This is a genomic window from Mycobacterium sp. E342 (assembly GCF_001667665.1).
Classification (GTDB): Bacteria; Actinomycetota; Actinomycetes; order Mycobacteriales; family Mycobacteriaceae; genus Mycobacterium.
The window spans coordinates 1-19,571 of sequence record NZ_LZJM01000100.1 but is presented as its reverse complement, the minus strand read 5'-3'; the positions used below and the strand labels follow the sequence as shown (position 1 = coordinate 19,571).

At 69.3% G+C, this 19,571-nt stretch carries 19 protein-coding genes and 3 pseudogenes; 7 read left to right on the top strand and 15 right to left on the bottom strand.

Going from position 1 to position 19,571, the window contains the following annotated elements; all coding sequences use genetic code 11:
• Positions 1-132 precede the first annotated feature (132 nt).
• Together A5692_RS06895 and A5692_RS06890 are read right to left on the bottom strand one after the other, a co-directional pair.
• A pseudogene (locus A5692_RS06895) lies at positions 133-1,041 on the bottom strand (glutamate-1-semialdehyde 2,1-aminomutase); the annotation flags it as partial.
• Between the two features lie 51 nt (positions 1,042-1,092).
• The gene (locus A5692_RS06890) at positions 1,093-1,437 is read right to left on the bottom strand and encodes a hypothetical protein (RefSeq protein WP_068053841.1); all 345 of its coding nucleotides are present in this window, start codon (positions 1,435-1,437) and stop codon (positions 1,093-1,095) included.
• A 73-nt stretch (positions 1,438-1,510) separates the two neighbouring features.
• Between A5692_RS06890 and A5692_RS06885 the strand changes: the two genes are divergently transcribed.
• Positions 1,511-1,906 (top strand): nitroreductase family deazaflavin-dependent oxidoreductase, encoded by a 396-nt coding sequence (locus A5692_RS06885; protein ID WP_068053838.1) that lies wholly within the window; start codon positions 1,511-1,513, stop codon positions 1,904-1,906.
• Here A5692_RS06885 and A5692_RS06880 read toward each other — a convergent pair.
• The 4 genes from A5692_RS06880 to A5692_RS06865 are packed head-to-tail and all read right to left on the bottom strand — an operon-like array spanning position 1,896 to position 6,605.
• Positions 1,896-3,269: an amino acid permease gene (locus tag A5692_RS06880; RefSeq protein WP_068053835.1), complete on the bottom strand. Its 1,374-nt coding sequence runs from the start codon at positions 3,267-3,269 to the stop codon at positions 1,896-1,898. The two genes, A5692_RS06885 and A5692_RS06880, sit on opposite strands and share 11 nt — an antisense overlap.
• A gap of 23 nt (positions 3,270-3,292) precedes the next feature.
• A complete protein-coding gene (locus A5692_RS06875) occupies positions 3,293-4,033 on the bottom strand; it encodes a class I SAM-dependent methyltransferase (RefSeq protein ID WP_156765963.1) in 741 nt (246 codons plus the stop codon).
• A gap of 57 nt (positions 4,034-4,090) precedes the next feature.
• Positions 4,091-5,446 carry an MFS transporter gene (locus A5692_RS06870; RefSeq protein ID WP_068053832.1) on the bottom strand — a complete coding sequence of 452 codons (1,356 nt, stop codon included), beginning with the start codon at positions 5,444-5,446 and terminating at the stop codon, positions 4,091-4,093.
• A 4-nt stretch (positions 5,447-5,450) separates the two neighbouring features.
• Complete coding sequence (locus tag A5692_RS06865; protein WP_068053829.1) at positions 5,451-6,605, bottom strand: LLM class flavin-dependent oxidoreductase; 1,155 nt, start codon at positions 6,603-6,605, stop codon at positions 5,451-5,453.
• A gap of 417 nt (positions 6,606-7,022) precedes the next feature.
• Here A5692_RS06865 and A5692_RS06860 point away from each other — a divergent pair, with 417 nt between their 5' ends.
• Positions 7,023-7,889, top strand: coding sequence for an alpha/beta hydrolase (locus A5692_RS06860; RefSeq protein WP_369830271.1), 867 nt, complete (start codon positions 7,023-7,025; stop codon positions 7,887-7,889).
• 9 nt (positions 7,890-7,898) lie between these two features.
• Positions 7,899-8,159, top strand: a complete 261-nt coding sequence (locus A5692_RS28920; RefSeq protein WP_156765962.1) for a hypothetical protein — start codon at positions 7,899-7,901, stop codon at positions 8,157-8,159.
• 16 nt (positions 8,160-8,175) lie between these two features.
• Here the strand turns inward: A5692_RS28920 and A5692_RS06855 are convergent, their stop codons facing one another.
• On the bottom strand, positions 8,176-8,862 hold the full coding sequence (locus tag A5692_RS06855; RefSeq protein ID WP_197509018.1) for a GDSL lipase: 687 nt from the start codon (positions 8,860-8,862) through the stop codon (positions 8,176-8,178).
• A gap of 91 nt (positions 8,863-8,953) precedes the next feature.
• Positions 8,954-10,192 carry an acyltransferase gene (locus tag A5692_RS06850; protein WP_068053850.1) on the bottom strand — a complete coding sequence of 413 codons (1,239 nt, stop codon included), beginning with the start codon at positions 10,190-10,192 and terminating at the stop codon, positions 8,954-8,956.
• Between the two features lie 323 nt (positions 10,193-10,515).
• On the opposite strand from A5692_RS06850, the gene A5692_RS06845 reads away from it, so the two are divergent.
• Positions 10,516-10,932 (top strand): STAS domain-containing protein, encoded by a 417-nt coding sequence (locus tag A5692_RS06845; RefSeq protein ID WP_068053822.1) that lies wholly within the window; start codon positions 10,516-10,518, stop codon positions 10,930-10,932.
• Here A5692_RS06845 and A5692_RS06840 read toward each other — a convergent pair.
• From A5692_RS06840 to A5692_RS06810, 7 genes and pseudogenes are all read right to left on the bottom strand, one after another.
• A complete protein-coding gene (locus A5692_RS06840; RefSeq protein WP_068053818.1) occupies positions 10,919-11,182 on the bottom strand; it encodes a hypothetical protein in 264 nt (87 codons plus the stop codon). The two genes, A5692_RS06845 and A5692_RS06840, sit on opposite strands and share 14 nt — an antisense overlap.
• Entirely contained in the window at positions 11,179-11,712 is a 534-nt protein-coding gene (locus A5692_RS06835; RefSeq protein WP_068053847.1) for a DUF3093 domain-containing protein, read from the bottom strand. Before A5692_RS06835 ends, A5692_RS06840 begins: the two co-directional genes overlap by 4 nt.
• A gap of 34 nt (positions 11,713-11,746) precedes the next feature.
• Complete coding sequence (gene hemB, locus A5692_RS06830) at positions 11,747-12,727, bottom strand: porphobilinogen synthase (protein WP_082962431.1); 981 nt, start codon at positions 12,725-12,727, stop codon at positions 11,747-11,749.
• A gap of 12 nt (positions 12,728-12,739) precedes the next feature.
• On the bottom strand, positions 12,740-14,398 hold the full coding sequence (locus tag A5692_RS06825; RefSeq protein WP_068053812.1) for a uroporphyrinogen-III synthase: 1,659 nt from the start codon (positions 14,396-14,398) through the stop codon (positions 12,740-12,742).
• A 23-nt stretch (positions 14,399-14,421) separates the two neighbouring features.
• Complete coding sequence (hemC, locus tag A5692_RS06820; protein WP_068053844.1) at positions 14,422-15,366, bottom strand: hydroxymethylbilane synthase; 945 nt, start codon at positions 15,364-15,366, stop codon at positions 14,422-14,424.
• A 14-nt stretch (positions 15,367-15,380) separates the two neighbouring features.
• Entirely contained in the window at positions 15,381-16,751 is a 1,371-nt protein-coding gene (locus A5692_RS06815; protein WP_068053810.1) for a glutamyl-tRNA reductase, read from the bottom strand.
• 7 nt (positions 16,752-16,758) lie between these two features.
• Positions 16,759-17,123: pseudogene (locus A5692_RS06810) on the bottom strand (glutaredoxin family protein).
• A gap of 59 nt (positions 17,124-17,182) precedes the next feature.
• Between A5692_RS06810 and A5692_RS06805 the strand changes: the two are divergent.
• From A5692_RS06805 to A5692_RS30215, 3 genes and pseudogenes are all read left to right on the top strand, one after another.
• The gene (locus A5692_RS06805) at positions 17,183-17,491 is read left to right on the top strand and encodes a WXG100 family type VII secretion target (RefSeq protein WP_068053803.1); all 309 of its coding nucleotides are present in this window, start codon (positions 17,183-17,185) and stop codon (positions 17,489-17,491) included.
• Positions 17,484-17,774: a WXG100 family type VII secretion target gene (locus A5692_RS06800; RefSeq protein ID WP_067923553.1), complete on the top strand. Its 291-nt coding sequence runs from the start codon at positions 17,484-17,486 to the stop codon at positions 17,772-17,774. Before A5692_RS06805 ends, A5692_RS06800 begins: the two co-directional genes overlap by 8 nt.
• 4 nt (positions 17,775-17,778) lie before the next feature.
• A pseudogene (locus tag A5692_RS30215) lies at positions 17,779-19,571 on the top strand (NAD(+)--arginine ADP-ribosyltransferase Mav); the annotation flags it as partial.

Here is a 19,571-nt window from a genome sequence, read left to right as displayed (position 1 = left end):
CGGCGTTCGACCAAATCGCCGCCGCAGTGCCCCTTGCCGCCCGCCGGGCGGCCGAAGCCGCCGCCGGAGAGGACAAACCCTGATGGCCGAGCAGACCCGGGTCCACGTCGTGCGTCACGGCGAGGTGCACAACCCCAGCGGCGCCAGCCGCTCCATCACCTCGGCGCGCCCGCCGAACGCGGCGGCGGGCAACCCGCCGCTCATCACCTTGCCGAAGGTGAACAGGTCGGCGGCGACGGGATCGATTCCATACCAACCGCTTCGGCTCACCCGGAACCCGGTCATCACCTCGTCGACGATCAGCAGCGCGCCGTGCTCGGCCGTGATCGCGCGCAGCCCGGCGTTGTAGCCGGCCGCCGGCGGGACGACGCCCATGTTGCCCGGGCTCGCCTCGGTGATCACCGCGGCGATCTGATCGCCGAACTCGGCGAACGTCTGCCGCACCGCGTCGATGTCGTTGTACGGCAAGACGATCGTGTCGGCCGCCGCCGCGCCGGTGACCCCGGGCGAGGACGGCAGGCCGAGCGTCGCCACCCCCGAGCCTGCGTCGGCGAGCAGCGCGTCGACGTGGCCGTGGTAGCAGCCGGAGAACTTGACGAGCTTGGGCCTGCCGGTGAACCCGCGCGCCAATCGGATCGCGCTCATGGTGGCCTCGGTGCCGGAGTTGACCAACCGTAGCCGTTCGACGGGCGGCACCCGCGCGATGATCTCGGCGGCCAGTTGGCTCTCCCCCGGCGTGGGCGCTCCGAACGAGAGACCGTGGGACGCCGCCTTCACGACCGCCTCGACGACCGCGGGGTGCGCGTGCCCGAGGATCATCGGTCCCCAGGAGCAGACCAGGTCGACGTAGCGGTTGCCGTCGGCGTCGGTGAGCCGGCAGCCGTTCGCCTCGGTGATGAAGCGCGGGGTCCCGCCCACCGCGGTGAACGCCCGCACCGGCGAGTTGACCCCGCCGGGGATGACGGCGCAGGCCTGCTCGAACAGCCGGGCCGACGCCGCCGTCGTCGCGGCGTGCGCGGTCGCCTGGTCACTGCTACCCATGACTACCAGTGTCCCAGCCTCCGCGGCCGGTTCAACTACAGGGTGTAGCAGTCAGCCCTCGCCTTGCCGGTCGGCTTCCTGCGCGGCCTGGAAGTTGCGCCGCGCGGCCTCGCGTTCTCGTTCCGCCGCGCGGCGGTGCTCGTCGACGTTCCCGAGACCCTCGACGACCGCGAGCTCGTGGATTTCGGCGGCCCGCTCGTGCGCGGCGGCGGCCTCGTAGTGGCGGCGCAGCTCGCGGCGGTGAGCCTCCCGGTCGCGCTCGTGGGCGTGCTCGGCGCGGTCGGTGGCGCGCTCGACGTCCTGGGCGGTGATGGACTTGCGCGCGGCGAGGTCCCGACTCCGGCGCAGCAGCTCATCGGCGCGTTTGGCCGCTTCGTCACCCGGCGAGTCGCTCATGTTCAGACAGTAGACCCGTTCGTCGCGAAAAGTTGGGTTGATGCCGGGCGGTGCAGGCGAGTTGGATGGCGGTATGCAGATGCCTCAGGGGCTCGCCCGGTTCAACCGTCATGTCACCAACCCGGTTCAGCGGCTGTGGGCCGGCTGGCTGCCACCGTACGGGATCGTGGAGCACGTCGGTCGCCGCTCGGGCACGCACTACCGCACCCCGGTGACGGTGTTCAGCGCCGACGTCGACGGCAAGCCCGGGGTGGCGATCATGCTGACTTACGGGCCGGACCGGGACTGGCTGAAGAACCTCACCGCTGCCGGAGGCGGGCGGATGCGCCGCAACGGCAAGGACTTCGGCATCGCCGACCCGCGGGTGGTCAGCAAGGCCGAGGCGGCCCCGCACTTAAGGCCAAGGGCACGAGCGGTTTTCGCGAGGCTGCCATTCGACGACGCGGTGCTGCTGACCATCACCGACTGAGGCCATCGCCCCCGGCGGGCAGGCCAACCCGGCCGCGCGCCCGGGCGGCGAAGTACACCCCGACGACCACCGCCCACGACAGCAGGCTCAGCCACAACTGGCTGCGCGCCGAGCGGTCGAACGCCATCTGCACCAGCACGGCGGTGATCCCCGCGAGGGTGAGGATCGACAACACCGGGAAGAACCACATCTTCACCCGCAGCTTTTCGGCGGGAGTGCGGCGGCGCAGGACGATCTGCGACAGCGCGATGAGCCAGTAGACGAACAGGATGATGGCGCCCGACGAGTTGAGCAGGAAGAGGAACACGGTGTTGGGCGCGACGCGAGCCATGACGACGCAGCCGAATCCGACTGCGGAGGAGCACAGGATGGCGATGTGGGGAACGCCGCGCCCGCTCAGCCTGACCAAACGCGACGGGGCCTCGCCCCGGTCGGCGAGCACGAACAGCATGCGCGACGCCGTATAGAGCCCGGAGTTCAGGCAGGACAGCACCGCGGTGAGCACCACCGCGTTCATCACCTGATCGGCGCCGCGCAGTCCGAGGTGTTTGAGCGCGGCCACATACGGCGAGGCGCCGACTTCCACTGATTCCCAAGGCAATATCACCACCAGCAGGAAGACCGAACCGACGAAGAAGACACCGATCCGTGTCACCACAGATCTCGTCGCCTTCTGGACCGCCAGCTCCGGATCCCGGCTTTCGGCGGCGGCCACGGTGACGATCTCGGCGCCGACCATCGAGAAGATCACCACCACGATGGCGGCGAACACGGCCCCGACGCCCTTGGGGAAGAACCCGCCGTGCGAGGTCAGGTTGGCCAGTCCGCCGGCATGGCCCGGCACCAGACCCAGGACGAACGCCGTCCCCACGGCGAGAAAGAGCACGATCGTCGCGACTTTGATTCCGGCGAACCAGAATTCGAATTCGCCGAACGACGACACCGAGAACAGGTTGGTCAGCGTCATCAACACCATCAGGCCCAGCGACAGCAGCCACAGCGGCGCGTGGAACCAGTAGTTGAGGACCTTCCCGCCCGCGACCGCCTCGAAGCCGACCACGATCACCCAGAAGTACCAGTACAGCCAGGCGACCGAAAACCCCGCCCAGCGCCCCAGAGCCTTGGCGGCGTAATCGGCGAACGATCCGGTCGACGGGTCCGCGGCCGCCATCTCGCCCAGCATGCGCATCACGAGCACGATCAGCAGTCCGCACAGCGCGTACGTCAGGAATGCCGCGGGACCGGTGTCCTTGATCACCACACCGGAGCCGACGAACAAGCCCGCGCCGATGACGCCGCCAAGCGCGATCATGCTGAGTTGGCGCTGCGACAGCCCTTGGCGCAGTTGTCCAGTGCCGGCCATGCTCGGACGGTGCCGTCGCGCGATCAATCCAGGCGGGTCGCCACCACGGACCACACCGGCAGGTGCACCCGGTGGTCTTCCAGCAGCGGGTCGATCACACCCAGCCGGTGCACCAGCGGCCGCATCCGCTGCAGAATCTCGCCCTGCTGCTCGGACGCGAACGTCTTCATGGCGTCGAACGTCTCCTTGAGGAAGCGGGCCTGGTAGGTGGTGCCGCCCAGGTAGTCGATGCGCCAGCCGCTGGCGCCGAAGACCCGCTCGAAGTTGTCGGCGGGTATGGCGGTCCACTGCAGGCCGTTGACGTTGTGGGGACTGAACTCGAACATGTACAGGCGGGCCCCCGGCTTGGTGGCCCGGTGCAGCGCCTGCGCGTAGCGCGTCTGGACGGCCTCGTCATTGAGGAAGACGTGGTAGAAGGCGCTGTCCACCACGGTGTCGAACCGACCCTCGAAGCCCTCGAGCGTGGTGGCGTCGGCCACCTGGAAGTCGACCTGAACGCCGGCCCGTTCGGCGTTGCGCTTCGCGCGCTCGATGGCCGAGGGCGAGTCGTCGATGCCGGTTGCCGAATATCCCTTCGCGGCAAAGTGAATGGCGTGGTAGCCGGGACCCGTCCCCGGATCGAGCACCTCGCCGCGGACGCCGCCGTAGGCCACCAGCTGCTGCACCGCCGGCTGCGGGCCACCGATGTCCCAGGGAATCCGCCCGTCGAAGGGCGCCGCCTCGTCGTACAGCGGCTCGAAACCGGCGACGTTCGCGTCAGTCATTGCCCTCTCGCTTCCTCGCGGCTCCCCGACTCCGAACGAGACTACTGCCGAGACGGCTCAGAGGTGCAGGTCTTGCTCGCGAATCAACGCCGTGGCGAGCACGCTGATCACGGCCGTCGCCACCAGGTACCCGCACGCCAGCCACGGCGCGCCGCCGAGGGCGGCGATGAGCGCGGTCATGATCATCGGGGTCACGCCGGAGGCATAGATGCCCGAGAACTGGTAGACGAACGACAGACCGGTATAGCGGGAGCCGGTGGGATACAGCGACGAGTACAGCGTCCCCTGCGCCCCGTAGAACAGCGCGTGCACCACACCGAACACGACGATCAGCGCCACACCGAACCAGAGCAGGTTCCTGGTGCCGAACAACGCGAAAGCGGGAAACGCCGCGATGCCGTAGCAGGCGATACCGGCCAGATAGACCCGGCGGGCGCCGAACCGGTCGGCCAGCACCCCGGAGACGGGTAGCAGCACCGCCATCAACAGGGCCGCGATGGTCACCACCACCAGCACCGACACCCGGTCGAAGCCCAGCGCCCCGGTGGCGTAGCTGATGGCGAAAACGCCCCAGGTGTTGAAGGCAGACCCCTCGGCCCAACGAGATAACAAGCCCAACAAGGTGTTTCGGCGAGCTCGGGGTTCGCGGACGATCTCGCGGATGGGCACGCTGGCCGTGGCATCCAGGGGCCGCAGCTCCTGAAAAGCCCGGAAGGCCGGCGTCTCCTCCACCCGCAACCGGACCACGATGCCGATCACCACGAGCACCAGACTCAGCAGGAATCCGATGCGCCAACCGAAGGCCAGGAAGCGGGCCGGACCCAGGGAGATTTGCAGGAGCGCGAATATGCCCGTGCCCAAGGCCAATCCGAGCGCCAGACCGATCTGCGGGATGGCCCCGAAGCGGCCACGCCGGCCTTCGGGACTGTGCTCGACCGCGAGCAGCACGGCACCGGCCCACTCGCCGCCGAGGGCGAAACCCTGCAGGATCCGCAGCGCCAACAGCAGCAGCGGCGCCCACACCCCGATCTGGGCGGCGGTGGGCAACACCCCGATCAGCGCCGTGGCGACACCCATGATGAGCATGGTCAGCGCCAGGCTGCGCTTGCGCCCGATCCGGTCCCCGATGTGGCCGAACACCAGCCCGCCCACCGGGCGCATGACGAACCCGACGGCGAACGTCGCGAACGCCAGCAGGGTGCCGACCAGAGAGCTCTGGCCGGGAAAGAAGACCTTGTTGAACACCAGGCCCGCGGCGGTCGCGTAGAGGAAGAAGTCGTACCACTCCACGGTGGTGCCCAGCAGGCTCGCCGCGACGACCGTGCGCAGCCGCCGCCGTTGCTGCGCGGCGGGCTCGGCGACCGTGAGGTCGGGGCCCGCGCCCGTCGCCGGCGCGGGCAAGGTGGCGGCCATGGCCTTAGTGGGCCGAGGCGACCGCGAACGGCGTCGCCGATGCCGGGCGCGACTGGCGGTTGGGCCGATTGGGGTGGCGCCACAGGCCCTTCCGCTCGAGCAGGGGCAGGACGCCCTCGCCGAACCAGTAGGCCTCTTCCAGGTGCGGATATCCCGACAGGATGAAGTGGGTGATGCCGAGGTTGGCGTACTCTGCCAACCGCTCGGCGACCTCGGCGTGCGACCCGACCAACGCGGTGCCCGCTCCCCCGCGCACCAGGCCCACGCCGGCCCACAGGTTGGGCCCGACCAGCAGCCGGCCGCTGCTACCGCCGTGCAAGTCCAGCATGCGGCGCTGCCCCTCCGATTCGCTGCGGGCCAGGCTGGCCTGCACCCGCTCGACGTCGGCCGGGTCGACGGCGGCCAGCAACCGGTCGGCCTCGGCCCACGCCTGCTCGGAGGTGTCGCGGCTGATCACATGAATCCGCAGGCCGCACTGCAGGATCCGCCCGGCGTCCACGGCCAGCCCGCGGATCCAGTCCAGCTTCTGCGCCACCGCTTTGACCGGCTCCCCCCAGGTGAGATAGACGTCGGAATGCTCGGCCGCGACGGGGCCGGCCGACGCCGACGATCCGCCGAAGAACACCGCCGGCACCGGATCGGGTGGGTTGTTCAGCTGCGCGCCCTCGACGTGGATGTGTTCGCCGGCAAAGGTGACCGGCTCCGAGGACGTCCAGAGCCGGCGCACCACCTGCAGGAACTCGGCGGTGCGCGCGTACCGCGCCTCCTTGTCCAGGAAATCCCCGTAGGCCCGCTGCTCGTGCGGTTCGCCCCCGGTGACGACGTTGAGCAGCAGCCGCCCGTTCGAGTGCCGCTGGAACGTCCCGGCCATCTGGGCGGCCAGGGTGGGGCTCAGCAGCCCCGGCCGGAACGCGACCAGAAACTTCAGCGTCTCGGTGGCCTCGACCAGCATCGCCGTCGTCAACCAGGCGTCCTCACACCACAATCCGGTGGGCGTGAGGACCGCCTCGAAGCCGTTGTCTTCGGCGGCCGCGCAGATCTGGCGCAGATACTTCAGCGTGGCGGGCCGGTCGCCGGACATCGGCGTGCCGTGCCCGCCCGCCACCAGGTTCCGGGAATCGCCGTAGGTCGGCAAGAACCAATGGAACGCCAGAGTCATCCTCAATCCTCTTTCGGTCTACGACGCCAAACACGAAAGCTCCATCCTGCGAAAGTCCCGCCGCGCGCGCGAGGGTTGAAACCGTGGAGATTGCATCCCACCCGGCGGCGGGTCGCCACGGCGGGAGGAGGTCGGCCGGCCCGAATCGGTGTCCACGTCGGCGCGTCGCGTTCGCATTGGCTTCCGTTGCGGCACAAGGGGATAGGAGCTTTTCAGCCGGTCCCACCACACGACCGCCGCCCCGAAGCGGGCCGTATCACGATGCCGCAACTCGGTCAGCGGACCCGCCCCCGAGGAGTGGCCCGGTGCACCGCAGGTAACCGGTTGGAGACCGACAGGTCACGCGAGATCACACAATGCTTCCAATTCGGCGTGGCTCGGGCGGGAATGCCCGGTCAGCGCGGCATTATTGCGATCATGCCTGACCTGACACGCCGGGCGGTGCTGCGGATGGGAGTCGGCACCGGCCTGGGAGCCGCTGGCGTGTTCGCCCTGAGTGCCCTGCTCGACCCGGTCAGGCCGCTCGCCGCGACATTGCCGCAAGCGCCTGCCCCGTTCGAGCCGTCGGCGGCGAGCAGCAACCTACCCACGAAGCTGACCGGCTCGTTCGTCTCCGCCGCCCGCGGGGGCGTGAAGACGAACTATGTGATCGCGTTGCCGCCGGGCCAAACCGGGACGCTGCGCCCCGTGATCGCCCTGCACGGCAAGGACGGTGACGCCACCATGATGCTCGACTGCGGCGTCGAGAGGGGCCTGGCCCAACTGGTCAAGGAGGGCAAGCCGCCGTTCGCGGTCGTGGGAGTCGACGGCGGCAGCGATTCCTACTGGCACAAGCGGGCCGACGGCACCGACGCCGGCGCGATGGTGCTCGACGAGCTGTTGCCGATGCTGTCGACGATGGGCTTCGACACGTCCCGGGTGGGCTTCCTGGGGTGGTCGATGGGCGGATACGGGGCGCTGCACCTGGGCGCCAAGCTCGGCCCGGCGCGGACCGCGGGGATCTGCGCCATCAGCCCGGCGCTGTACACCTCGTTCGCCGAAACCGCCCCCAAGGCCTTCGACAGCGAAGACGACTGGTCGAAGAACACCGTGCTGGGCGTGCCGGCGTTGTCGCAGATTCCGTTGCGGGTGGATTGCGGCACCTTCGACCGGTTCTATTTCGCCACCCGGCAATTCGTGAACCAACTGAAAACGCCTCCGGCGGGCAGCTTCTCGATGGGCGGCCACGACATCGGCTACTGGCGGGCGCAGTTGCCCGGCGAACTCGCCTGGATGGCGACCTAGCGCAGACCGATGACCGTCCGGCCGAGCCAACTCCCCACCCGCCAACTGGAGCGGGCGGTGAAGCGGACCGGCCCTGGCGGGTGGGTGCGCGGCAATGAACTTCCGGTGGCCGACGAACGTCATATCAGAGAAGGGTTTTGGGAGGTTGAGGGGATGACTCCGCTGCTGCTGGCCTGCATAGCGGCCGCCGCTCCGATCGCCGGGTTCGGCTTGCTGAACCTGCAAGCGCGCCTGGAGCGATGGGACTACGAGCGGCACGCCGAGGACTGAACCGCCCGGGCGCAGCTCACGTCGACAGCTGCGTGCGGATCAGCGGCGCGATCTTGTCAGCCATGTATTGATGCCCGGCATCGTTCGGGTGCACGCCGTCCGCGCCAATCAGGTCGGGCCTGCCGACGAACCAGCGTTCGGCGATCGGGTCGACCCATGTCGCCCCTGCGGCCCCGGCCGCCGCGCCGAGCGCGTCGCGAATCTGCAGGATCGGCAGGGGCACGTCGGCCGTCGGCCACGGTGGCCCGATCACCAGGAACCTCGCGGACGGCGCCAGCCGGCGGGCCAAATCGAATGTGCTACGGGCCTTTTCACCGACCACATTCGGGTCGATCGGCTCGTCGTTGCGGGAGCCGAAGAACACCACCAGCACGTCGTCGCCCTGGACGGCCCGGGCGGTCAGGTCCTCGAACACGCTGCCGTGGTCGCCCGGAATGCCATAGCCGGCCCTGCCCTCCGCGGCGACGTCGGCCGAGATCCGTTCGCCCCGCACCGCCAGCAGGTCCCAGGCGCGGGCGGGCCACGACCTGGGGCCCAGACCACCCTCCCCGGTGCCGGTGGTGTAGGAGTCTCCGACGACGGCCACGTGGTTCAGCCGGAAATCCAGGGTCAAGGTGTCGTAGGTGCGCACCTGAGCGGGGTACGCGATGCCGACGCCCACCAAAAACATCAGACCGATGACAAAGGTGGCCAGACGACTCACCACTACCTCCCCCGTCAACGGCATCGTCATGTGCCACCGCGTTTTCATCGATTATCCGCCCGCCATCCGCGGCCGGGCGCTAAGACAACCGTCACACCGCGCGAGCCGGAATCGCTTCCAGCGAGCGGTCGATCGGATGAACCTTGCCGCTCGGCGGCTCATCGGGCTCGCTTCTCGCGGTGACGGCCTTGACGTCCACCATCCTGCGCATCCAGCGGCGAGCGGGCTCTTCGACAAAGTGATACATCGCGATCGAGATGACCACCGCGATCGCAAGGAGGCCAATGACATTCCATTTCCACGGATTGTCCTGCGGCCGCAACTCGAACTGTTCCACGGACCAGCCCCACGCCGTGTGCACCAGTTCGTGAACCATGTACAGGCAGAACGAGATCTGCCCGCCGTACACCATCAACCTGGTTGACAGGACCCTCGGCAGGCTGCCGACGCCGATCGCCAGCGTGATCACCAACGGAATGAACAGGATGTCGACCACCCCGCCGCTGTCGTTCTCCACGACGCCGGAGATGGGGTGCGCGTCAAACCAATAGAGGACGCCCACCATGGCGCCCAGCAGAAGCAGCGACAGGTACCCGGCGATGCGGCGGCCGCGATCGGTCAGCCGCAGCCTGCGCACCGCGGCGCAGGCCAGCGCACCGGCAGTGAACTGGGTGACGATCCGCGGCAGCCAGCTCCACGGCGTGTAGAAGTGGCCGCTGGCCAGCAACATGATCACCGGCGGCAACGCCGCGGCGAACGCCAGCACCATCAGGCTGCGCGCCCGCGTCGCCTGCTTCATCCGCAGGATCACCAGTACCAAGAGGCCGAAGAGCAGGTAGGCCAGCCATTCGGCACTGATCGACCAGGCCGGGCCGTCCCAGCTCGAGTCGTCGAAGAACGGCACGAACCACAGCTGCACCAGCAGGATCTGGCGGACGTAGCTGATCGCGGTGAGCTGGCCGGCATCCGGTGACGGCACGTGGCCGACGTGCAGGGTGAAGATCACCCACAGGGCGGCGAGGTGCAGGGTGACCAGGTACACCGGCCAGACCCGGGCCAGCCGCAGCCACAGGAAGTGCAGGGTCGCGCGCGTGGACCATGACCGGCCCATCCGGTCGAGGTAGTTCCAGGTCAGGACGAACCCGCTGAGGATGAAGAACAGGTCGACGCCCTGGGCTCCGCAATTGAGCACCGGCGCGAGGGCGTCGCGGAAATCTGGCCCGATGTCGCCCAGCATGGGCCGGAAGTGAAACAGCACCACCCACAGCGCCGCGACGATGCGCAGTCCCGTCAGGGCTTTGATCTCTCCCCTGATCTCTGCGCCGCGCACGATGCTCTTTCCGCCTGGGCTCCGCTGTTCCATTCGCCGTTAAGCTCGGCTGACCGGGCGACCACGCGATTTCTGTAAGCCCCCGCCTCGCAACCGGTAGCCATGGCAGCCTAGCAGCGCAATCGCCCCGATGCGCGGACGGTTGTGGTGTGGCATGCGGTCTTTCACCGGAAATCGAGGCGAGCCGACCTTTGCTCCAACACCGCGAAAACCGTCATGAAAATGGCTTCTTACCAAAACGTTAGTTGCGGCTTCCAGCCTCCTTAAGCTTGCGGTTTAGCGTCAGAAGGCACAGCGAACGGCACGGAGAATGAGGGGTGCCCATGACGATCGCCGACGTGCTGACGCGGGAGCAAAACGGCGTCTTTCGCTGCGGGGGCGCCCGGGTTCGGGCCCACCGCCGTCAGCTGGCGACGGTGGTGACCATTCGAGGTGAAATCGATGCCCTCAACGCCGACCAAGTCGGCGACCACATTCGGCGTTTCATCGTCGGCGAGGACCGTGTGGTGCTCGACATGGGCGACGTGAGCCAATTTGCTGAGGCCGGCATTTCGCTCTTGGAAACCTTCGATGAGGACTGCCGCGCCGAAGGGGTGCAGTGGACCTTGGTCGCGAGCCCCGCGGTCGCCGAATCACTGGGTGACGGCGCCACCTGCTCGGTGCACGAAGCGCTGCACGACGTGGCCGACGCCATCGCGAGGCGGCGCCGGATGGCCCTGTCGCTGGTCAGGACGTCTTGACGCGGCGATCACGGCGCCGCCTGGCGGTTCCGACCACCGCCAGCACCCCCGCGCTCGTCAGCAGCAGCAGGGTCAGCAACAGCAGCTGAGGGTCGTACACGACCGACGTGGTGAATGGCTGCCCGTCGGCGATGGGGGCCACCCCCACCGTGTGATGGGACCGCGACCAGCTCACCCCCGCGCCGATCAGCGCCGCGCAGGCCAGGCCCAGTTCCACCAGGGCCCGGGAACTCCGGTAGCGGGCGCTCACGGCGCGGCTCCGGCGTCGTCGTCACGATCGGAGTCGGTGACATCGGCGGGTTCGACCCGCTCCTGGACCAGCGGGGTCAGCGCGGCGCGGAGTTCACGGTGCCGGCGCGCCCATGCCTGCACATAACGATCCCCGGTCAGCTTGAGGCCGATGCCGATGCGGCCGCGAGGCACCCCGACCAATTCGCCGAGCGCCCGCGCCGACTGCCACCGCGCCAGCTCCTTGCCGGACGCTTCGTGGTGCTCGGGTTCGGGATACACCCGCAGGATCTCGCGCACCAGGATCGTTTCGGTGCCCTGGCGCAGGGCGTCTTCGGTCAGCTCGACCGAGACGTGGATCCGCGCCGCCTTCACCTGCAACCCGACGAACCCCGACACCAGGACCAGGAAGATCACCGGGATCAGGAACGACACGGGGGCGCCGCTCCAGACTTCGATCAGGATCATCGCGCCCGCCGCCACCGGGCCCCACAGCACCCAGATCCAGCTGGCGCCCGGCTCGTAGAACAACCGCTTCGGTTCGGCGCCCATCGCTGCAGTCTCGGAATTCACCGCCCGCCCCATTTCACGAAAGCCAACCGGCCGCGTCCGCGGCCCAGTAGGTCAGCACGATATCGGCTCCGGCGCGGCGGATGCTGGTCAACGACTCCAGCGCTGCCGCACGCTCGTCGATCCAATTGTTCGCGGCCGCAGCGCAAATCATGGCGTACTCGCCCGAGACCTGGTAGGCGGCCACCGGCACCGGTGAGACGTCTGCCGCGGCGGCCACCACATCGAGGTAACTCATCGCGGGTTTGACCATGATCATGTCCGCACCCTCGTCCAGGTCCAGCCGGATCTCGCGGAGCGCCTCGCGAAAGTTGCCCGCCTCCTGCTGATAGGTGCGCCGGTCGCCGGACAGGCTGGAACTGACCGCCTCGCGGAACGGGCCGTAGAACGCCGAGGCGAACTTCGCGGCATACGCCAAGATCACCACGTCGGTGTAACCCGCGGCGTCCAGCCCGTCGCGGATCGCGGCCACCTGCCCGTCCATCATTCCGCTGGGCCCGACCACGTGCGCGCCCGATTCCGCCTGTGCCACAGCCAGTTTGACGTACCTGGCCAGCGTCGCGTCGTTATCGACCCTGCCCCTGGCGTCGAGGACACCGCAGTGGCCGTGGTCGGTGAACTCGTCGAGGCAGGTGTCGGCCATCAATACCGTCGCGTCGCCGAGATCCTTGGCCAGGTCCCGCAGGGCTAGATTGAGGATGCCGTCGGGGTCGGTGCCGGCCGACCCCGTCAGATCCTTGTCCTCGTCGCGTGGCACCCCGAACAGCATCAGCCCGCCCACCCCGGCGGCAACGGCATCGGCCGCGGCGCTGCGCAGTGAATCGCGGGTGTGCTGCACGACGCCGGGCATCGACGCGATCGGGCGCGGTTCGTCGATACCGTCGGCGACGAACATCGGCAGTACCAAATGCCTTGGCTCCAAAGATGTTTGCGCCACCAGACGACGCAACGCGGGGGTGGAGCGGAGCCGGCGCGGACGCTGCCGCGGGTAGGGCATCACGGGCTCCCGCTACCGCCTGCGGCTCTTCTTACGCGGTGGCGGCAGCGCTCCCTCGGCGCGCAACCGCGCGGCGTGTTCGGCCAACGCGTCGACCAGCGGGCCGACGGCGGCGGTTTCGGGCTGCACGTCCACCCGCAAGCCGAACTCGGCGGCGGTCTCGGCGGTCTTGGGACCGATACAGGCGATGATGGTCCGCGCGTGCGGCTTGCCGGCGATGCCGACCAGGTTGCGCACCGTGGAGCTGGAGGTGAAGCACACGGCGTCGAACCCGCCGGTCTTGATCATCTCCCGGGTCTCCGCCGGCGGCGGGGCGGCCCGCACCGTCCGGTAGGCGGTGACATCCTCGATCTCCCAACCGCGTTCGCGCAGCCCCTCGGCCAGCGTCTCGGTGGCGATGTCGGCGCGCGGCAGCAGCACCCGGTTCACCGGGTCGAAAATGCTGTCATACGGCGGGAAGTCGTCCAGCAGACCCAGCGACGACTGCTCACCGGCCGGCACCAGCTCCGGGCTGATCCCGAAGGCGCGGACCCGGTCGGCCGTGGACTCGCCGACACAGGCGATCTTCACCCCCGAGAACGCCCGGGCGTCGAGACCGAACTCGCCGAACTTCTCCCACACCGCGCGCACCGCGTTGGTGGAGGTGAACACCACCCACTGGAACCGGCCGTCGACCAGGCCCTTGACGGCCCGCTCCATCTGCGCGGGGCTGCGCGGCGGCTCGACGGCGATGGTCGGCACCTCGATCGGCAGGGCGCCGTAGGCCGTCAGCCGCTCGCTCATCTCGCCGGCCTGGTCCTTGGTGCGGGGCACCAACACGGTCCAGCCGTACAGCGCGCGGCTCTCCCACCAGTTCAGCTTCGCCCGGCTGGCCACGGTCTTGCCGATGGTCACCACCAGCGGTCCGGTCAACGGACCCGCCGGGTCGGTCCCGCCCAGCACGGCGGAATCGGTCAGGCCACCCAAGGTGGTTTCGATCGACCGCTGCTGGCAGGTGGTGCCGTGCGCCGTCACCACGCACGGAGTGGTCTCGGCCAGCTCGTGGGCGATGAGGGTCCGCGCGGCGTCGGCCAGGTGGGACGTGGTGGCCTGCAGGATCAGCGGGCCTGGCGCGGCGGCCAAAGCGTCCCAGTCCACGTTGGGGTCGCGCACGTCGGCGACCGTGTGCGACGAGCCCAGCGGCAGCCCCGCATACGTGGGCACGGCGCCCGTGGCCGCCAGGCCGGGGACGATCTCGAGGTGCAGGTGACTTCGCGCAACGGCGTTCACCTCGGTGATGACCGCGTCGACCGTCAGCGGATCGCCGGCCACCAGCCGCACCACGTCGGCGCCGGCACGGGCCTCGGCGGTCAGCGTCTTGGCCACCTCGGCCGGCTCGCCCAGCGCGGGACGGATGTCGGGGCCGGCAGATATTACCGCGGCTTGCTCGGCACCGCCCGGGGCGGCGTCGCCGTTCCCGGCGGCGTCGGCGGGGGCCGCCGGGCCGGAAACCGGCGGCAGATCCTTGCCGATCAGCGCCAGCACCGGCTCCGGCACGTCGGGGTCGGTGAACACCAGGGCGGCGTTCGCCAATACCGTCGCGGCCCGGCTAGTCAAAAGCCCCGGATCGCCGGGACCGGAACCCACGTATGTGATGCGGCCGGGTCTCGGCTTACGCCCTCGCGTCGTCATTGTCGCTCCCACGTCACTCGCAATTAGTTTCCTCGTGCCGGGTCCTGCCGCGCCTCGGCCATGAGTTCTCGGGCGCCGAGTTCGAACAACTCCGCGGCGACCGAAATCCCCAGCTCCCTCGCCCGGTCGGCGGTGCCGATGCCGGACGCGCGGATCACGTCGGACCCGTCCAGCGCCGCCACGCAACCGCGCAGCGACAGCTCGTCGAAGACGCGGCCCTCCTCATCGATGGACTCGACCACCTCGGCGATCGCGCCCACCGGTGCGGAGCAACCCGCCTCCAGTTCGGCCAGCAGGGCTCGCTCCGCGGTGACCGACGCGCGCGTGTCGGCGTCGTCCAGCTCCGCCAGCACCGCCGCCAGTTCATCACCGGCGCGGCACTCGACGGCGAGCGCACCCTGAGCCGGTGCTGGCAACATCTGCACCGGCTCTAGCGTCTCGGTGACATCATCGAGGCGACCGAGCCGGGCCAGTCCGGCCCGAGCCACCACGATCGCGTCGAGATCACCATTGCTTACCCTGTTCAACCTGGTATCTAGGTTGCCTCGTAGGGGGCGGATTTCCAAACCGAGACCCAATGCTCTAAGCTGCGCGGCCCGCCTCGGGGACGACGTCCCCACCAGCGAACCCGGCGGCAACTCACCCAGCACCAGCCCGTCGCGGGCCACCACCACGTCGCGGGGATCGTTGCGGGGCGGTATCGCCGCGATGGTGAACCGCGGGTCGTCCGCGGTGGGCAGATCCTTGTGGGAGTGCACGGCGGCGTCCACCCGGCCGTCGCTCATGGCCTCGCGCAGCGCGGTGGTGAAGGCGCCCACGCCCAGGGTCTCGATGGGGGCCGACGAGCGATCGCCGGCGGTGGTGATGATCACCAATTCCGCGGGATGACCATTGGCGATCAAGGCGTCCCTGACGACGCCGGCCTGGGTGGTGGCCAACAGACTGCCCCGGGTGCCTATCCGGATCACGTTCGCCAATCGGCTTACTCGGCGGACGGTTCGTGCGTTCCGACGTCGAATCCCGTTGCGATGACGGGTAGTTCGCCAGCGGCGAGAGCATCGACGGCGGTCTGGTCGAGTTCGAAGAGTTCGCGCAACGCCTCGGCGTAACTATCCCCACCGGGGGCGCTGGCCAGTTGCTTGATCCGCACGGTGGGCGCATGCAGCAGCTTGTCCACCACCCGCCGCACGGTGCGCGCCACCTCCTCGCGCTGGGCGCTCTCCAGGCCGGGCAGACGGTTGTCCAGGCGCAACAGCTCCGCCTCCACCACGTCGGCGGCGCGCTGCCGCAGCGCGGTGACCGTCGGGGTGACCTCGGCCATCCGCTGGCCCGCCAGGTAGGCGGCGACTTCGGCGGCCACGATGTGGCGGGCGGCGTGCACGTCGGAGGCCGCCGCGTGCGCCGACGGCTCGTGCTGGACGCGGTCCACGTCGACGACCCACACACCGGGCAGACCGGCGACCGCGGGGTCGACGTCGCGCGGCATGCCCAGGTCACAGATCACCAGGGGCCGGGTCGACTCGTCACGGCGCGCGGCCGCCAGCGCGTGATGCACGTCGGCCAGCGTGACCACCGGGCTCACCGCACCCGTGCAGCTGACCATGACGTCGGCGTCCGCCACGGCGTCGGCCAAGCGGTCGAGTGGCATCGCGTCGGCCCGCACGCCGGATTCGCGCAGTTTGCGGGCCAGCCGCTGCGCGCGCGACAAGGACCGATTCAGGACGTGCACCTGCCCGATGCCGGCCCGCGTCAGGTGGGCCGCCGCCAGGGCGCCCATCGCGCCGGCACCGACCAGCGCGGCCGTCTTGCCATCCAGGCCGTCCAGCCGGCGTTCGGCCATGTTCAAGGCGACCGACACCACCGAGGCGCCGGCCGCGTCGATGGCGGTCTCCGAATGCACCCGCTTGCCCACCGACAGCGCCCGCTGGGCCAGCTCGTGCAGCACCCGGCCGACGGTGCGGTTGGTTTCCGCGGTGGCATACGCGCGGCGCACCTGGCCGAGCACCTGCTGCTCACCGACCACCGCGGAGTCCAGGCCGCTGGCCACCGCGAACAGGTGCTCGACGGCGGCCTCGCTGTAGCGCACGTACGCGTACTTGGTCAGGTCCCCCATTGACATTCCGGAGTGATCCGACAGCACCTGCCCGATCGCCGCCAACCCGCCGTGGAACGCGTCCACCACTGCGTACACCTCGACGCGGTTGCACGTCGAGAGGACCATCGCCTCGGTCACCAGCGGCGATTGCAGCACCCGGTCGACGATCTTGCCCTGATCGGCCTCGTCGATGGTGAGTTGTTCCAGGACGGAGACCGGCGCACTGCGGTGCGAAACCCCGAAAAGCAAGACGCTCACGGCAGCATCACCTGGCCAGCTCCCTTGCTTTCTCCAGTAATTGAACTGGTTTCCAAGGTAATCGTTTATCAGGTGGGCTACCAAATAATCGCCCGGCCACCCCTATCTCGCCAGATCCGCGCGCAGCCGCGCCTCGTCGATGTCCCAGTAGCTGTGCTCGCGGCCGTCGAGCAGCACAACGGGCAGCCGGTCGCCGAACTCGGCCCGCAGCGCCGGGTTTCCCGCCGACGCGGCGGCGTCGACGTCGGTCGTCGACAGGTCGAAGCCCAGCTCAGCAGCCAGTTCGGCCAGCCGGGCATGTACGCGCTCGCAGATGATGCAGCCGTCGCGGGTCAAGAGCTCAACCTGCGGCCGGCCGGTCGCTTCGGTCATGGGCACCAGTCTGGCATCGGTGACTTGTGGGCCCATCTACCAGGCGTTATTTTCCGGTTATGGCCAACGAGACTGTGCGGGTTGACCCGATGGTGATGCAGAGCCACGCCGTCTCCATCGGCGGCGCCGCCGAGCACCTCTCGGCTGAGTTGACCCAGCTCGACGATCAGGTGGGTCAGTTGTTGGGCGGTTGGCAGGGTGCGGCGGGGACCGCCTACAGCTCGGCGTGGGAGCTCTGGCATCGGGGCGCTCGCGAGGTGCAACAGGGCTTGTCGCTGTTGGCGCATCTGGTGGGCCAGGCCGGCGAGGGGTATCAGAGCAACGAGGCCGGGTCCGCCCAGGCGGAACGGGCGGTGCGTGGTGGCTGAGGCATTTCGGGTGGACCCTCAGGCGTTGGCCGACGTGGTGCAGCGGATGGCGGCGTTCCAACGCTATGCCGAGGACATGATCACCGAAATCGATTCGCGCGTAACGCGTCTGCACACCACCTGGACGGGGCAGGCGGCGGCCGCCCATGCCGAGGCGCATCAGCACTGGGTGCGCGGCGAGGCGATGATGCGCGAGGCGCTGGCGCAACTGGAGAAGGCAGCCACGACAGCGCACGGCAACTACACCGGGGCCATGTCGACGAATCTCGGTATGTGGTCGTGACCCGATGGCGCCGCTGGCGTGTGACCCGACGGCCCTAGACCGCGCCGGCGCGACGGTGCTGGGCGCCGGCGAGTCGCTGGGATCGGTGATCTCGGGGTTGACCGCGGCGCTGGCCGGCAGCGCGGGCATGGCCGGCGACGATCCGGTGGGCGCGGCGCTGGGCCGCGCGTATGACGGCGCGGCGGCCAAGGTGATCGACGCGATGGCCCGCACCCGCAACGGGTTGTGCAGCATCGGCGACGGGGTGCGGGTGTCGGCGCACAACTACGCGCTGGCCGAGGCGTTGTCTGATGTCAACGGCCAAGCTGCGGGTCTGCCCGCGCCGCAGGTGACCGCACCCATGACCGTCGGCGCCAAGCCGCCGTCGGCGGTGGGCGCCGGCACCGGCGCCCCGGCGGGCTGGGGCTGGGTGGCCCCATACATCGGAATGATCTGGCCCAGTGGCGATTCGGCGAAATTGCGAGCCGCCGCTGCGGCGTGAGCAACCGCGGGCGCGAACTTCATTGCCACCGAGACGGCGGCGGGTGGCGGGACGATGGCCGCCATTGGCGGCCAACAGATCCCGGAAGGCGCTGCCATCAACAAGGCGTTGGCGGATGCCTCCGAGGCCACCATCAACGTCGCACGCCAGTGCCAAACGATCGCCGCCCAGCTCAACAGTTATGCGGCCAAGGTCGACAAGGTGCACGCGGCGATTCTGGATTTGTTGTCGCGCATTTGCGATCCGCTGACCGGGATCAAAGAGGTCTGGGATCTGCTCACCGACGAAGACGAAGACGAGATCAAGAGGATCGCCGGCGACATTCGCACGGTGGTCGACAACTTCGCCCAGGAAGCCGAGACGCTGGGCGATCAGATCAACGCCACCATGACGGCCGCCGTCGCAGCGGCTGAAGCCATGGGCCGGTGGACGGGAAAAGAATGGGACCACTTCCTGCATGGCACCTCGGTGGGCAGAGTCCTCAACCACATCGGCCAGTCCCTGAAGGGTGTCGGTGTGGAGACCTGGGATTGGCTCGAGGGCATGGCAAAATTCAGCCCGAGCCGGTTCCAATCCGATCCGGTGGGTTACGGCAAAGACGTCATCGGCATGGTCGAGGGCGAATTGCCTCTGGTGGGTTTGGGGCCCGACGGTGGACCCGGCGTCGCCGACTCCTGGAAAGCGCTGGGTAAGCAGGTCACCCACTGGGACGAGTGGGCCTCACACCCCGACGAAGCGTTCGGAAAGACCCTCTTCGACGTGGGGACTATGGCGCTGCCCGGCGGCCCACTGTCAAAACTCGGCAAACTGGCGCGCGGCCTTGGCGACGTGGTGCGAGACGCGCCGAAGCCGCCGTTGCCGGACGTCGCGAAACCGCCCTCGGTGAAGCCCCCGGCGGAGCCACCCCCGGCCGCACCCAAGCCACCTGAATCGGGACCGCCCGCAACCCCCGGCAAGCCGGAGCCGGGCAAGCCCGCGCCCCCCGCCTCGGGCAAGCCGGCACCCGGGTCCACTGACGGCCCTCTTCCGCACAGCCCGACGGAGTCGAAGCCACCGGTCGGCGAGAAGCTTCCCGCCGGTGAGCCGCCCAAACCGGCCGCCGCGCCACCAGAGCCCGCTGGCAAACCGGCGGTGCCCGCACCGGCCGAACAGACGCCACTACCCCACTCGAAGCCGGCCGAGCCCGTGCCAGCCCACGCGCCTTCGCCCGGCGGCGAACCGGCCGCTGCACCTCCCAGCGCGGGTCTCCAAAGGGCAGCGATGCTTCGGGGGGCGCTCCGCCCATGGGCACCGAAGGCGGCGTCGGCAGGTGCGGC

What these genes read in the sequence shown, in the direction of transcription:
- A5692_RS06890 (WP_068053841.1), bottom strand. Translation starts at nt 1,437, where the DNA reads ATGAGCGACTCGCCGGGTGACGAAGCGGCCAAACGCGCCGATGAGCTG.
- A5692_RS06885 (WP_068053838.1), top strand. Translation starts at nt 1,511, where the DNA reads ATGCAGATGCCTCAGGGGCTCGCCCGGTTCAACCGTCATGTCACCAAC.
- A5692_RS06880 (WP_068053835.1), bottom strand. Translation starts at nt 3,269, where the DNA reads ATGGCCGGCACTGGACAACTGCGCCAAGGGCTGTCGCAGCGCCAACTC.
- A5692_RS06875 (WP_156765963.1), bottom strand. Translation starts at nt 4,033, where the DNA reads ATGACTGACGCGAACGTCGCCGGTTTCGAGCCGCTGTACGACGAGGCG.
- A5692_RS06870 (WP_068053832.1), bottom strand. Translation starts at nt 5,446, where the DNA reads ATGGCCGCCACCTTGCCCGCGCCGGCGACGGGCGCGGGCCCCGACCTC.
- A5692_RS06865 (WP_068053829.1), bottom strand. Translation starts at nt 6,605, where the DNA reads ATGACTCTGGCGTTCCATTGGTTCTTGCCGACCTACGGCGATTCCCGG.
- A5692_RS06860 (WP_369830271.1), top strand. Translation starts at nt 7,023, where the DNA reads ATGCCTGACCTGACACGCCGGGCGGTGCTGCGGATGGGAGTCGGCACC.
- A5692_RS28920 (WP_156765962.1), top strand. Translation starts at nt 7,899, where the DNA reads ATGACCGTCCGGCCGAGCCAACTCCCCACCCGCCAACTGGAGCGGGCG.
- A5692_RS06845 (WP_068053822.1), top strand. Translation starts at nt 10,516, where the DNA reads ATGACGATCGCCGACGTGCTGACGCGGGAGCAAAACGGCGTCTTTCGC.
- A5692_RS06835 (WP_068053847.1), bottom strand. Translation starts at nt 11,712, where the DNA reads ATGGGCGCCGAACCGAAGCGGTTGTTCTACGAGCCGGGCGCCAGCTGG.
- hemB (WP_082962431.1), bottom strand. Translation starts at nt 12,727, where the DNA reads ATGCCCTACCCGCGGCAGCGTCCGCGCCGGCTCCGCTCCACCCCCGCG.
- A5692_RS06825 (WP_068053812.1), bottom strand. Translation starts at nt 14,398, where the DNA reads ATGACGACGCGAGGGCGTAAGCCGAGACCCGGCCGCATCACATACGTG.
- A5692_RS06805 (WP_068053803.1), top strand. Translation starts at nt 17,183, where the DNA reads ATGGCCAACGAGACTGTGCGGGTTGACCCGATGGTGATGCAGAGCCAC.